Here is a 13,957-nt window from a genome sequence, read left to right on the forward strand (position 1 = left end):
AATTAAAAAAGTGTAGTTTGCCGTCCAATCCTTTTATTCTCTCATTCATACAATAATGATATAGAACCCTATAGAACTCGTAACCCATTACTAGTTTCACACACTAAAGCCGGTTAAATCTATTATTTCCTAAAGCGAAAGTCTGCCCGGACCTTGAGCTTCTGTGACTTTAGCAAGCAAGGTCGACCGACCGCCTTGACGCAGCGAAACTCCGCCCGCTGGGAGCTCGCGGTGCATGCGGAAAGTCTTGCTAAAGCGCGCGCTATTCTGACATTTAAGCTATGGGTTTACCATAGCATTATGCTATTTTCCGGCTTGGTGACGTGGAAATAAGGGAGTCGATGGTTCTATTGATCATCATGTTTTTTCATAAGGAGGCAGATGCATGCAGCCAAAAGCATATGTATCGCAAACGTACCCCAGACTGACCGTCTATGAGGATGAAGGTTTTACAGGCAGGAGCCGGGTTTTCACCGGAAATGTAGGAATTTCCAATACAGACCGCATCGTTGACGGTATTGAAAGCTTGCGCTTCTTCTCCACAAGCAGCAATGCAACTTTGGTGCTGTTTACCCGTACCGGTTTTAGAGGCAACTTTCGGATCTTGCGCGGAAACCGCAGTATCCGGGACCTGGACGATTTGATTGCCGGTAACGATGTAGAATCGATTATTTCGACAAACCAGCGCTTAACCGTGGAGCAGGTGCGCGCGATCCGCAATGCCGGCCAGCTGCCAGCCGGTTATACGCGCGTATAACCAGCTTAAGCTTTAATGCAGCCAAAATGATGCGCTAGCTCTAGTTTGTCAACAAACTCCTCTGTTCCATTCGGAACTTAGGAGTTTGTGCGTTTTTTAGGAAGCTATGTATAGGGCCAAGGGGAAATAACAGGGAGATAGAACGGCTTGAAGTTGGTCAGTTTGTTAAAGTTTGAGACGATAGCGGGGGAAATGACTCCTCTCCTCAGCCGCCTAATGCTAAAGAAATCGGCAAGCTGTTGTCATTAGGTAGAAGTAATCAAGAATCTGAGCTAATTTGCTTTAATCATCTGATTATTGGGATATATTTCGCGATTTTCTCCATTCTTTAATTCCATAGTATATTGTGGTCAGACAGAAAATGCCGATCAGAAGTAAAATGACGTAGGGTGTCATGGTATCAGCCCCTTTCTAAAAGCACCATATATTTTCGCCGATAGATCCACAGCAGCACGAGACACAACACCGTCAAGACCGTGCTCAGGTCCTGCACGCCTATACTGTAACAATAGTTCACCAGCATGACATTCAAGGCAATGGGAAAGTAGATGGCCGTTCCGAGCGCCGCGGTTCGCGGAATCATGATCAGGATCCCTGCAGCCACTTCACCCACACCAATGAACAATTCATACAAGCGGGAATAACCGAAAAATGTCCACGCGAGCACAAAGCCTTCACTATGCAGCGCAGCGATCTCCGGGGTAGGCTCGCCGAACTGACCGAAAACCAGCTTGACCATGCCATAGATTAAAAAGATGATACCAAGAAACAACCGGAATGTAGTCGGTATAGACTTGCTCAAGATGCGAATTATCAATAACTAACCCTCCTCTAATTCATCCATCCTTAAAAATCGCCTGGACTGTTCAGGAGTCGGAATCATACATGCGCTTTGCCTGCCGAACCATCGGTATCGGTTACGGGCAACTATCCGGTATACTATATCTCGCAGCGGCTTCGGTACAATAAGGAATAGAGCTGCCGCTTTCCATAGTCCGTCCAGCTTCCGCGCTATGCGCAGTACCGCAGTTGATTCGGTGAACATCCGTCCGTTCTCCAATAGAACGATCGAATCCAGGCTCGGTACTTTCTTCTGTTCGGATAGAAGCATCTGTGCCTCGTTCGATTGCAGCGATGCGAATCGGAAATAACCCGATCGGTCTCTCTGAATTATGAACTGCACTGAACTGTTGCAGAAATTACAGACGCCATCGAATAGGATGACAGCCTGATTGTTCATGTCATTCACCATAGATGCCCCCTGCTGCCTGACTTCAATGACTATTGTATACCTTGCGGGTTAAATTCCAGCAGGCTTTTGTTTAAAACTGGTTTAAATTTTGCGGCAGTCAAGCGCGTGTGTTATGTGCAGCTGCACCAAGCGCGATGCTCTGGCCCTGTGGTGAGGACTATCTGCCCATCCGTATGCGTTCACTCCCTCGCCCTCTGCTAGTACAATTTGGTAATTCCGCAATCAGTCAAGCATGACGAATCTCCTCCTAATTTTGGCAGACATGATACTCCTTAATTTTTATTAGGCGATGCTTTCGAGACGCTAAAAAGGCCCCTCCCGTTCTATACAACATGGAGAAGCCGAACTGTACAAATTTGAACGAATCGGGTTAATCCGCTAGAGCCTGAACAGCATTCCAAAATTCCATAAGAACGGGAAACCGCTGTAAAAGTACGTCCCATTAAAAGGACAACCCCATAAAAAAATCGCGCCTGGTTATCTGTTCTCAAATCCCTAGAGAGTCTGCGTGATAAATCCCTGCCTCTGCTTTTTGCCGGCCCCAGATCCGTCTTAAGCTAGAGGCTCTACTGGAATCAATATGTCAAAATGCGGATCCTGAGAATCTGACAATAGCGAGTACCGCTCGTGCTTGATCGGCAGTGGATCATAATAGGTAACGCCGGGCTCCTTTGCTGGAGTGTAGCCATTTTGCTCAAGCCAGAGGGCTACCTGATTGTAAGTCTCCCCAATATTTCCTCCTTCGTGGCGAGTGAACAAATAGGTCATTTCGGGAACTACGATCTCAACCATGTCATCAGGGACCGTCTGCTCAGGCCCCACTTCAAAAACGGAATAATGGACAAAGCCTTCCGGTATCAGATGGTAGGACAGTCCCAGTTGAGCATCCGGTTTAACTGCTTGCGGGAGCTCTTCCACTCTAGACTTCATCGTATGAATAACATCACGAATGGTATGGACCTCTTTATATGTTCCTTCCCATCTCAAACCAACTGCCCGGTAAGCAGGCAGCTTAATGATTTCGTACTGCTGTGACATGCAAGATCTCTCCTTTATTGTCAAGTTTTTTGAACCCTCATTTTGCAATTTACGAGTTTATTTCTCTTATGGAAATGCCAGCTGCTAAACGGTAGAAAAAAAGCCCTCGGCAAAATACCCGCAATTTCCTGAGATCTGCCTCCCCCTCCAGCTGGGCCAGCCATTGCTCCTTCCTTGTTCTTAACCTTGAACTTCCCTACTTACCTTCTATCGAATGTTGAAGCGGTGATTCCGAAGAACATCAATCTAACGTTAGCCAATTCAAGCAAGTTGATTAAGGATTAGGCGATCTGCATCGTCGTCACGATGGTTAGAAGTCACTCCTCCGCTCCTTCGCCCCCTGCCCCTTCGCTCCTGTACCTCTATATCTCGTTAGAGAAGAGGCTTCTCGCTTATTAAAAATAACTTCTCTCTTCCACCCCTAAATCCCTTCCAATTTACCTAAATCCCCATATTTTTCCAGATAAATTGCGAGTTAGGGTTATTCCCCAACAATAGGTCGTTGTCAGGTATAAGAAAGGGGCAGTTGATGCAGGTATGTCTAGTAAAAAAGCATCAGCAGCTGCTAGGCAGCCGCCCTATTTTCTGTATATTTCCATTTGCAGCGGTTTGAAGCGGGCAGTAAGGCGTGAGTTCGCGTTCGCGTTAGCAGCCAGCTTCGGATTGTAACGCTCGCCATTGTCCTTATTTTAGTAAAATCAGGGGGTTAAAAATTGTAACGCTTTCCATCGTTTGCTATCGTCCTTTTTTTGCTCAAATCACGGTTTTTTGGGCTTTTTGTCACAAATAAGAACGAGGATGAGCGTTAGAAATTAAATCCCCCTCTTTTTAGCCTAATAAGAGCGAGGGCGAGCGTTAGCGTAAGCTTCACATCGAATGCGTCTCCCTTTGGGCACTCGCGGGGAATCTCGCTGAGTGCTATGCAGGACACTATTGGCTGGCGACAGGTACCTATATGAACATTCTCATAGCAAGCCTCAGTATAGAGTGGATCTCAGCCGTCTAACTCAACGCAGCCGCCGAAACCTTCAGCAGCGTTTTGACCCTGCCCAGCAGCAGCCTTCTGCTACAAATAAACCGCCCCAACAGTCATGCTTCCGACTGATGGGACGGTTTTCTAATTATAGAACAACTGCAGGCCAGGAACTACCGGTGCAGCAGTGTAGTCCTTTTCCTGCATGGATTGGGCCAGCAGGCTGGATTAGTCGAGCTCGATAGGGTCAAGCATAGGGGCAGCGTCCGGATCGACCGTTTTTTGAAGCTCCTCAACTTTGTCCTCAAGCTTCCTCATCTGCTCCTCAGCGAATTCCAGCGCATACTTGGTGGACGCATTGTAGCCGATGCTCAGCAGCTCTTGATCATAACGGGAAAAGGTCATCATCGCCAGGTCGCCATTTTCCCCGGTAATATGCATAGTGATCGTCGGATCATTGTTTGAGTATCCTTGGCTGTTGTATTCCACAGATTGCACCGCACCGTTTACTACGTTGTACTTCTCTGCCAAGTCTTTCGCCATTTCCTCGTACTTCTGCGGATTTTTATGCAGCTCCCTATCAAAGCCGAGTCCTGCATTTTCATCTAGCGTTCGGTTGCGGCCTATACCAAAGAGCTCCCCCGTCACAGAATCCATGTCGAAATAATACTTAAGCTCACCGTCCACGTAAACATCTGCGTACCAGTATGAACGGGGAAGACTGTCCGTTGGAGGGCCGTAACCCAGTTCTACTCTTTGCCCTTCGAGATCCACTCCAAAAATTTCCCAAAGCGCCTGCGCCCCTAGTTCAGCTGCTTCTTCCCTTGTGATATCTATACTGGTTGGGGTTTGCTTCTGATAGAATTCCAAATCAATGCTATCCACTGTGTAACTCGCTTTTTGATAGCCTTCCGGCAGATTTCTGCCTGTTTCCGATAAAGCATTCCCTGTGTTGGTAACATAATACGTCGGCACTTGATTAATCTTTTTGAACTCCATAGCTGCTGCTGCATGAGTAAGACCTTGAAACAAAAGTGTACCTGTTCCTATGACCACTGCTGCGGTCGTCAAAGTTCCCTTCCATCCGCGATTTTCGCCCTTTCTCTCCTTCATTGCAAATGCTCCTTCCAAGTTTGATTTTGTCTTGCAAATAGAAGTCTACTAAGACCGCATTATGAAATCGTCATAGAGTTATGATGAACTTGTAAAAATAATCGATGCCTCTGTTCCTTTTTCCGGTTCGCTTGCAAATCGCAGCTCCGCGCCATGGCGGTCAGCAATTTGCCGGCAAATTGCCAGCCCCAGGCCAGCCCCTCCGTCTTTACGATTTCGCGATTTCTCCACACGATAAAAAGGCTCCGTAATATGTTCGAGCAAACCAGCTGCCATGCCTTTTCCGTTGTCACGGATCGCCACCACTTTGCTGTCGTATTCCGTGTAAGCATGAATCTGGATAGTGCCCCCCTCACGACAGGCCTTGACCGCATTGTCAACCAGATTTAGAAACAGGCTCGTTAACAGGCAGGCATCCCCGCGTATAGACTTAAACTCGCAGCGCAGCTCCCATTGGATATTTTTCTCCGTCAGCTTGCTCCCCAGGGTTTGCTTCACCGAATGTATTAGCTCGGCTATGTCAAGCTCCTCCCACACGAGCTCATCGTTTCTTAAATTAGCTAATTCAAGCAATTGGAACGCCATCGTCTGCAGGCGGCGGCTCTCCGACATAATATAACCAGTCGCTGCCAGCTTGTCCTTCTCCGACAGGGCTGCCTTTTGCAAATATTCCGCATAGCCATAAATCGCCGTCAAAGGAGTTCTCACCTCGTGGGCAAAATTGTCGATAAACTGCTGCTTTTTTTCCGCTGCCGTCTTAAGCTCCGTCATTCGCTGCTGAATTTCTTCAGCCATATGATTAAAGCTCTGTGCCATCTCGGAAAGCTCATCCCTGCCATTTACCGGGAGTCTCGTATCATAGGAGCCGGACGCGATTTGACGTGAAGTCCTGGAGATCAAGGTCAACGGCTTGAAAATGCGGTTCAGCACCAACAGGAGTCCCAGCGCAAGCGCACTCGACAAGACAAAGCCGGCGAGAAACAGCGTATTTTTAGTAACTCTCCAAGAATTCAATGCAGCCGTTGTATCGTGCACATAGCTTAGTGTGTACTCCTCGTAAGGCGCGGGGAGGCTTCCAGTAACGATGACATAAGAGCGATCATCCTGCTCGCGCATCATCACCCGGCGGGCCCCCTCCTCTAGTGGCTCCGGAGTATTTAGCAACAATTCCGGGTCAGCAACCGGCAAGTTTGTGTGAAGGAGGGTGTCTCCTTTGTATAGAGCCAGCCATGTCGAATCATCACGGAAAAGATAATCATACGGCTGAAGCAGTTGAGGCAATGAAGCATCCACCTCGGCATTGCGGTTATTCAATGACTGAAAGTCCTTCAATAAAGCCAGGACGATAAAGTAATGGCCGCTCAAGCTGGTATCCTTGGCGCGGTTAACCGTGTCCTTATAGGTAGCAACCGAAATCCAGACAATACCAAGATTGAACACAATCAGAAACAGAACAAGAGTAGTCAAAAAGGTACGCTGTTTCATGTACTGATCTCCAGACGATACCCAAGCTTGTACACGGTTTGAATCGCATTTTCCCAGCTTAGCTTTTTGCGAAGCTTCTGAATATGCACATCTATCGTTCGGGTGTCTCCTTCGTAGTCATAACCCCACACCAGCTCCAGCAGCCTTTCCCGGGATAAGGCGATGTTCCGGTTATGGACCAGCACTTCCAGCAAATCGTATTCCTTCGGCGTAAACTCCACCCGCTGCCCGTTGCAATATACCTGCCGGCTATCAAAGTCGATTTTGACGTGGCCCGCTTCGAACACGCTTTTTGATTTTTGCGTACGCCTTAATACGGCTTCCACACGGGCCAGCAGCTCCATCATTTCGAAGGGTTTAACCAAATAATCATCGGCTCCCATCGATAATCCTTTGATGCGATCGGGCAAACTGCTGCGTGCAGTCAAAAATATGGTTGGTATTCCGCCTAACTGGCGATAAACATCAAAGCCGTCCAGCTCAGGCAGCATAATATCAAGAACAACCAGATCGTAAGCGCGATTTGCTATTTCCTCCAAAGCCGACTTGCCGTCCATGACGGAAGTGCAGTGATGCCCGACCAGCTGAAGGTTCCTTTTTACCAGTTCATTAATGGCTGCTTCATCTTCAACTATTAATATCGTTGCCAACTTATTCACCTCTTCCTAAATAGAAAAACACTATTTTGTTATCAAGTTGTAAAATTAGCGGGGCTATGTCTCGAAATATAACTACTACGAGGGAACCTATCCGTTTTCGCCGGCATTTATGAGAATAGCTTTGCAGATTTAGTTATAACAAAAAAGACCCCAAAGAGGCCACCTTTCAGTGTTCATCTTTGAGGCCGGACAAAATTCAAGAAGGGAAGCTCCAATCCGTTACCCCCTAGCGGGAGCCGGACTTCCACTGCATCACGTATTCTTGCTTGCCGGTAGCGTCATTCACCATCTCACCGACTATGGTGAATCCGTTTTTTTCATAGAACCGCACCGCTCTAATATTGTCCTCATACACATGCAGACTGAGTTCCGGGTATTTCTGCTTGCAATAGCTTAGAAGGGCACTTCCTACTCCTCCGGACTGTATGTTCGAATCCACAAAAAGCCCTGCTACAAACGAGGCTTCCATGATTCCTATAAAGCCGCCAATATCCCCATCCGCCTGCTCATAAACCCACACATCCGCCTGCGGCAGCAGCTCTCTTACTAAAGAGGCATTCTCCTGCCAATACGCTTGCGGGATAAAGCTGTGGGCCTGAATATTGGTTTCCAGCCAGATCTCCATGACTCTATGTAAATCTGCGGAATGCAATTGTCTGATCATAAACGTCACTTCCCTTAAGTTAATCCACTGTTGTAATGATCGCCAGCTTTATCAGAATAGACCGTTTGCGCGGCAAAAGCAAGTTGGCCTTAATTAAAACAATAACAGAGCTCGTTCAGTCTCCACTTGACCTTGACATGTTGGCCGCCATCAGGAGCGTAAGTACGCTTAAGTGTATACCTGCTGGTAAAATTAAAGGTTGATGCCCAGCGCCTGCAACATCGCAAGCATGTTAATCTTCGCATGCTGGCTAACCTTCACATGCATCTAACCTTTGAATGTATGCTAATCTTCGCATGCATCTAACCTCCTCATACATGTTCTAGCCATAGGAAAAAGCCCGCATTTTTTTGCGAGCCTTCTTTATTTATGCGAACTCAGGGAAATGTCAAGTATACCGTTGTATAGCATCCATCCATTCTTCACGTAAAATGGCATAGCAGTATTCGTCCCACCATTCTTGACCACGAGGGATGCATTTTTTGAAAAAGCCTTCCCTTCTCATCCCGATTTTCTCCATAACCCTGTGCGACGCTATGTTTTCGGGTTGGCAGGTGGCTATAATTCTATGCAGCTGCAGCTGCTCAAAACCGTGCCGCAGCATTGCCTTTGCCGCTTCTGTAGCGTAACCCTTGTTGCAGTATGCGGGATGAAACACCCAGCCAATCTCATAGGTATGATCCCCGAAATGTTTATGAAAAGAAATGTGACCAATCAATCGCTGCTCATCCGTCAGGCATACGGCAAAGCATCTCGCTTCATCGCCTGAATGCTTTTGAACAAAATGTTGAGCATTCTGTTCTGTGAAGACATATTCCGGCAGAAACTTCATAACCTGTTCATCCGATGTATACTCGTACAAAGCCTGCCAATCCCCGGTTTGAAAGTTTCGCACAAGCAATCGGCTCGTTTTAATATTTACTTTCATAGTCCCTCCCACAGGCTTTTTCTCGAGAGCTGGCGCGTGGTACACTCATGCGCTGCTGATGCTACCTTTGCCGTAGGGTACGCTGCTGCAGCGATTGCCGCTTTGCTGATCGTTCGCCGCCGCCTTCGCTGACCATTCGCCGCTTTCCTAACCATTCGCCACTGCTTCGCTGACCGTTCGCCGCCGCTCAGAATTCTAACGCTCGTAGTGGTCCTTATTTGAGCAAAATCGGGGGTATAAAAATTGTAACGCTTGCCATGCTCAGATCGCATTGCGAGGGCGAGCGTTAGCGTTGAACGCCTTGCAGATCGATGCCCGCTGGGCACTTGTGCTGCAATAGATGTTCACGATAAATCTAAAACCTCGCTAAGGAGCTTATTGCGCTCCTAAAAACATCTTACTTAAACTCAGCGCTTACCATACTGCTTATTTGTGACAAGCATCTTGTTTTGAGTCATTTTATCACAAATAGAGTATATAGTAAGCATTACAAATTTTCAGCAGCCTCTAGCCGCGCTTGGCGCATCCGCGCTTTGCTGCTCGTCAGCTGCTGTTGCTTACTTCAGCTGCACTTTATTGGTTTGCTTCAACAAATACAGCAGATAGGGAGCTCCTATCAAAGAAACGATAATCCCTGCAGAAATTTCCTTAGGCGCTAGCAGCACACGGCCCAGCAAATCTGCAGATATAAGCAGAATTCCCCCTATACATAGAGTAAGCGGCAGAAGCCTTAATGTTTTGGGGCCAACGAGCTGCCTTGCAATGTGCGGGGCCAGCAGCCCGATAAATCCTATGGAGCCAACTACAGAGACACTTACTGCAGAGAGAACAACCGCCAAAATAATCATACTAAGCCGCATTTTGGAAGTGCCTACGCCTACTCCGGTTGACACCTCATCGCTAAAGGAAAGGACGTCAATAGCCCGGGCATGGTAAAGCACAAGAGGCAGCACCAGCAGCAGTCCCGCAAGTACAATCCACATATGATGCCAGCTTGTGCCATATGTGCTGCCTGCGAGCCAGGTCAGTGCCTGCGACGCATGCAGATTATTTCTGACTAGAAATATCTGCACCAAGGCTGCTCCTACCGCCGAAAAAGCAATGCCCATCAACAGCAGATTAATCGGTTGAAAACCACTCCTGGCACTGACCGCCAGCACAATCATCATCGTAATCAAGGCGCCGAGCAGAGCTCCCATAGGCACGAACAAATACGGTGCTTGCGGAAATACAATCAAAAACAGCATAGCCACTACATTCGCACCAGATGTTATGCCCAGCACGGATGCATCGGCAAGCGGATTGCGCAGCACATTCTGCAGAATTAATCCGCTTAGCGCCATCATCATGCCAATAAGAAAGCTGATAATCACACGCGGGACCCGGAAATCCCAAGCATAACGATTATACATCAATTCATGCGGCAATTCGGTTATGGGAGTAAACCGGGTACCGCCAAAGGACAAGCTTATTGTAATCAGGACAAGAACGGCGATAATGACTAGAGGATAAAAACGCGCCAGTGAACGAATGCGTACTTTGCCAACCAGTGATCCCGCCCTTGCGCGGGTCGCTGCCCCCATTTTGAATGCCAGATAAACTAGCCACGGCCCGCCGATAATCGCCGTCATCGCTCCAACCGGAAGCTCCGAGGACTTGGAAATTATCCGCACAAAAATGTCCGCTCCGACTAACAATGCGGCACCTACGACAATATTACCGATGATCATTGTCCTGTGCAGACGGAATCCCATCAAGCGGACAAGATGCGGGGCAATGATGCCAACAAAACCGATCGGCCCAACAGCCGCAACCGTTACCGAAGCGAGCAATATGGCAACAAGCCAGCCTAGTATTTTGGTAAGCGTAACGTTTTGCCCGAGTCCGGCCGCGGCTTCATCACCCAGCAGCAAAATATCGAATCGCCGGCTGATCAGCCAGGCGAAAACAAGCGTACCTGTGATCCATGGCCAGGCAAACTGAACTCCGCTCCAATCCAATTGCAGCAGTGTACCTGAGCCCCAGAGAAAGAGGCCGGACACCTCATTTTCAAACAAAATTTGCAAAGCGCTTGTAAATGATGAGAACAGCATCGTGACAATAAGACCGGTTAGGGCAATCCGTACCGGGTCCAGCGACCGTCCGACCAAAAAGGTGACAAGCAGTGCAGCCAAAATCCCGCCGGCCATCGTCACAAGGATTGGATATTGGCCGCTTAACGAGGGCAGGAAAATGGTAAACAGCACCACAAAAAAGTAGCCGCCCGCGTGAATCCCCAAGGTGCTGGCACTGGCGAGCGGATTACGAGTCATCGATTGTAACAGCATGCCTGCAACTGCTAGAGCCGCCCCGGCCAAGCAGCCGATCAAAAAGCGCGGCAGCCGGCTGTACAGCAGAAAATTCATCTGCTGCTCGTCATGCCATACCTCCCGCCAGAAGGCGAGGAAGCCTTGTGAGGCCTGCCCCTGGCTTACATGAATGGCTCCAAGCAAGGCAAAAAGTGCGATATAGCCTGTGAGTATAGCTACAGATTTTTTCATTGCTCTCACTTCACTAGTGCTTCTACAACGTGTTCAACCAGCGTTTCCATCGATAAAACGCTGCCGAATGTCCAGACACCTGCGCCAACATCATACATTTCATCTTCGTTAACAAAATATAGTCCCTGCCACGCGGCGTTGTTGGCCAGGTTGTCGAACAATGGATCATCCTTCTGCACGGTGTGCAGCAGCATCGCTTCCTGATACTTGGACAGCCCCTCGACATTCGTTTCAATCATGCCGCTTGCTCCCTCAGGCTCATCCTGGATTTTATTGACGAGCCCCATGTTTTCCAGCACATTGCTAACGATGGAGTTTTTCGTAAAGAGACGGAACGTTGGAGCTTGGTTTACCGAGAAAGCCTGGGTAAAAACAAACTCATGGGTAGTTAGGTTAGCATTCTCGATTTGGCTCCGGGCCTCCTCATAACGGCTTTCCAGACGCTGAATTGCATCTTCCGCTTCCTTTTCCCTGCCCACCAGCTTGGCTGTTTGTTTTAATGAATCCAGCATATGGGCATACAGATTCTCCTGCGCTACATCAGTTGCATTATCGTACATGACGACGGGAGCGATTTTTTCCAGCTCTCCCTTAATTTTTTCGTGACGGCCTTTAATTCCGATGATCACATCCGGATTCAATTGCGAGATCATTTCGAGGTTCGGTTCGATACGTCCGCCGACATCTACTACATCCTCTGACAGTTCCGCATCTATCGTAACCCATTTGTTAAAATTCTCGATATCGGCAACGCCGACCGGCTGCACGCCTGCAATTAACAGCTCTTCAACGATGCTCCATTCTAAAGCAACGACGCGGGATTGAACGCCATCGAAGGTTTGCGTTCCAAAGCCGTCTTCAATTTCAATCTGCTGATTGGAACCGGCATTTGCGTTAGTATTCCCGTTGGAGTTTTCATTTTGATTAACGGAACTATTGGGACTAGACTCGTTCGGCTGGCTTGGCCCGTTATCTTGCTGCGCCATACAACCGCCTAGAATAAACACTAAAGCTATTATTGTGAGTACCCTATACTTTTTCAACATGTTCTCTCTTCTCCTATCCAGACAATTAGATTATGCGCTTGTAAAAAAATCCAAATCATTTGCCGATCGTACCGGCATCGCTCTATGCTGATGCCGCGATGCCCAACATGCTGGGCTGCTGACAACGCAAAATGCCAATGCTGCTGTTGACCTCTCTTTAGCTTAATGCAATCTTGGTGGTATTCATTTCCCTCCAAATCTATGAATCTATTAGCAAAACTATAATGATAATGATTATCATTATTATTATATTCGACCAGTCCTAAATACACAAGACATGTATTTCGGGAACTAAAAAAGAAGCCCGCGGGAGGCTCCTTCAGTCCTGCGGACCTTGTTCCTTGCGGAACATCGCCAGTAGGCTGTTATTCTATTTAGTCTGGACAGGTTCTTTTATAGGCTTGCACAGCTGACCACATCTAATCGGCAATGAGGTCTGCGGTGTGCGCTTTTTTATATGGCTTCTCCCGTTCTCAAGCTCTTATCCAGCGCAGCGTCTCCCGAACTGCCTCGCGATGCGGCGTCACCACAGCTCCGAAAGCGTGCTCGAATTTACTGTGATCCACTATAAATGGCTGCTCAAATAAATAGAGCATTTCTTTTAATTCCTTCATCATGGAACTAAACAAACTTAAAAAACGAACCATCCCTCTTCCAGCCACCCTGTACCTCATAGGGCTGCCGCCTGCCTCTTCCCCAATGAGCTCAACAAGCTGCCGGGTGGTCACCGTTTCGGCCGATGGAATGTGCCACACTTGGCCGATTGCCGCTTCCTGCTCCCCGAGTATGGCTAAGCCTCTGGCAAAATCTTTTATATAAATATAAGTATGGAGATGATCTGGACTGCCTAGTAAAGGTACTGGTTTACCCGTCCCTGCATGGCGAAAAACATCCGCGCCGAGAGAAGCCATGGCGACTAAGGGGCCGTAAAAATCCGCGCCTCTGCCGATTGCCGCCCTTACTTTACCGCTGCTGTGGGCCTCCATTAATTGTTTGGCTACATTCGCGCGCACTTCTGTCTTTTCTCCAACAGGCCGGTATGGAAGCTCTTCGTGCAGCTTCCCCGAGACAGGTCCGTAAGCGTAAAGATTATCCCCATAAATAAGCTTAGCATCCGCTTGAGCAGCTCCCTCTATTAGACCAGCCATCATTCCCGGCATATGTTCTTTCCACTCGGAATAAGGCAGCCCCATGCAGTGATATACTACAGCAGCTCCTTTGCACGCTTCCGCAGCGGCTTTAGGATTGGACGCATCCGCATTAACGATTTCCCATTCAGGATTAAAGCATCCGGATGGCAGTTGCCCACTGCGGTTAATTAACCGGACTTTTTTCCCCTGCCTGCTTAAAACCTCTGCTAAAGACAGCCCCAAACCACCCGTGCCAAAAACTGCATGAACCTCAGCCTGATCAACAGGATTTTTCGCATGTGCAGGCGTATTTTCATTTGTATTTTCATTTGTATTTTCATTCGCTTTTTTCATTTACTTGCCTCCCTCAAT

The 13,957-nt window shown here is 48.0% G+C and carries 12 protein-coding genes and 1 pseudogene; 2 read left to right on the forward strand and 11 right to left on the reverse strand.

What is annotated here, in order from left to right; translation table 11 throughout:
• Positions 1-385 precede the first annotated feature (385 nt).
• Positions 386-757, forward strand: a complete 372-nt coding sequence (locus tag PSHG_RS02815; protein ID WP_010269135.1) for a hypothetical protein — start codon at positions 386-388, stop codon at positions 755-757.
• A gap of 400 nt (positions 758-1,157) precedes the next feature.
• Here PSHG_RS02815 and PSHG_RS02820 read toward each other — a convergent pair whose 3' ends face one another.
• The 10 genes from PSHG_RS02820 to PSHG_RS02865 all read right to left on the reverse strand — a co-directional run bounded on the left by PSHG_RS02820 (position 1,158) and on the right by PSHG_RS02865 (position 12,455).
• Positions 1,158-1,574: a hypothetical protein gene (locus PSHG_RS02820; RefSeq protein ID WP_010269137.1), complete on the reverse strand. Its 417-nt coding sequence runs from the start codon at positions 1,572-1,574 to the stop codon at positions 1,158-1,160.
• A gap of 3 nt (positions 1,575-1,577) precedes the next feature.
• Positions 1,578-2,009, reverse strand: a complete 432-nt coding sequence (locus tag PSHG_RS02825; RefSeq protein ID WP_010269138.1) for a thiol-disulfide oxidoreductase DCC family protein — start codon at positions 2,007-2,009, stop codon at positions 1,578-1,580.
• Between the two features lie 552 nt (positions 2,010-2,561).
• A complete protein-coding gene (locus PSHG_RS02830) occupies positions 2,562-3,047 on the reverse strand; it encodes a GyrI-like domain-containing protein (RefSeq protein WP_010269140.1) in 486 nt (161 codons plus the stop codon).
• 1,201 nt (positions 3,048-4,248) lie between these two features.
• A complete protein-coding gene (locus PSHG_RS02835; protein ID WP_010269142.1) occupies positions 4,249-5,133 on the reverse strand; it encodes a hypothetical protein in 885 nt (294 codons plus the stop codon).
• A gap of 78 nt (positions 5,134-5,211) precedes the next feature.
• The gene (locus tag PSHG_RS02840; protein WP_010269143.1) at positions 5,212-6,618 is read right to left on the reverse strand and encodes a HAMP domain-containing sensor histidine kinase; all 1,407 of its coding nucleotides are present in this window, start codon (positions 6,616-6,618) and stop codon (positions 5,212-5,214) included.
• Positions 6,615-7,268: a response regulator transcription factor gene (locus PSHG_RS02845; protein ID WP_010269145.1), complete on the reverse strand. Its 654-nt coding sequence runs from the start codon at positions 7,266-7,268 to the stop codon at positions 6,615-6,617. The genes PSHG_RS02840 and PSHG_RS02845 overlap by 4 nt, the downstream gene beginning before the upstream one ends.
• A 235-nt stretch (positions 7,269-7,503) precedes the next feature.
• On the reverse strand, positions 7,504-7,941 hold the full coding sequence (locus PSHG_RS02850; RefSeq protein WP_010269148.1) for an N-acetyltransferase: 438 nt from the start codon (positions 7,939-7,941) through the stop codon (positions 7,504-7,506).
• A 388-nt stretch (positions 7,942-8,329) separates the two neighbouring features.
• The gene (locus PSHG_RS02855; RefSeq protein WP_010269149.1) at positions 8,330-8,869 is read right to left on the reverse strand and encodes a GNAT family N-acetyltransferase; all 540 of its coding nucleotides are present in this window, start codon (positions 8,867-8,869) and stop codon (positions 8,330-8,332) included.
• 557 nt (positions 8,870-9,426) lie between these two features.
• Positions 9,427-11,409 (reverse strand): iron ABC transporter permease, encoded by a 1,983-nt coding sequence (locus PSHG_RS02860; protein WP_042121078.1) that lies wholly within the window; start codon positions 11,407-11,409, stop codon positions 9,427-9,429.
• Positions 11,410-11,414: 5 nt separating this feature from the next.
• On the reverse strand, positions 11,415-12,455 hold the full coding sequence (locus PSHG_RS02865; protein WP_010269155.1) for an ABC transporter substrate-binding protein: 1,041 nt from the start codon (positions 12,453-12,455) through the stop codon (positions 11,415-11,417).
• 429 nt (positions 12,456-12,884) lie between these two features.
• Between PSHG_RS02865 and PSHG_RS31935 the strand changes: the two are divergent.
• Positions 12,885-12,944 (forward strand): annotated as a pseudogene (locus PSHG_RS31935) (hypothetical protein); the annotation flags it as partial.
• Here the strand turns inward: PSHG_RS31935 and PSHG_RS02870 are convergent.
• Entirely contained in the window at positions 12,929-13,939 is a 1,011-nt protein-coding gene (locus PSHG_RS02870; RefSeq protein ID WP_010269158.1) for an NAD-dependent epimerase/dehydratase family protein, read from the reverse strand. The pseudogene PSHG_RS31935 and the gene PSHG_RS02870 overlap by 16 nt on opposite strands.
• Positions 13,940-13,957: the final 18 nt, after the last annotated feature.

It is taken from the genome of Paenibacillus senegalensis JC66, assembly GCF_000285515.1.
Classification (GTDB): Bacteria; Bacillota; Bacilli; order Paenibacillales; family NBRC-103111; genus Paenibacillus_L; species Paenibacillus_L senegalensis.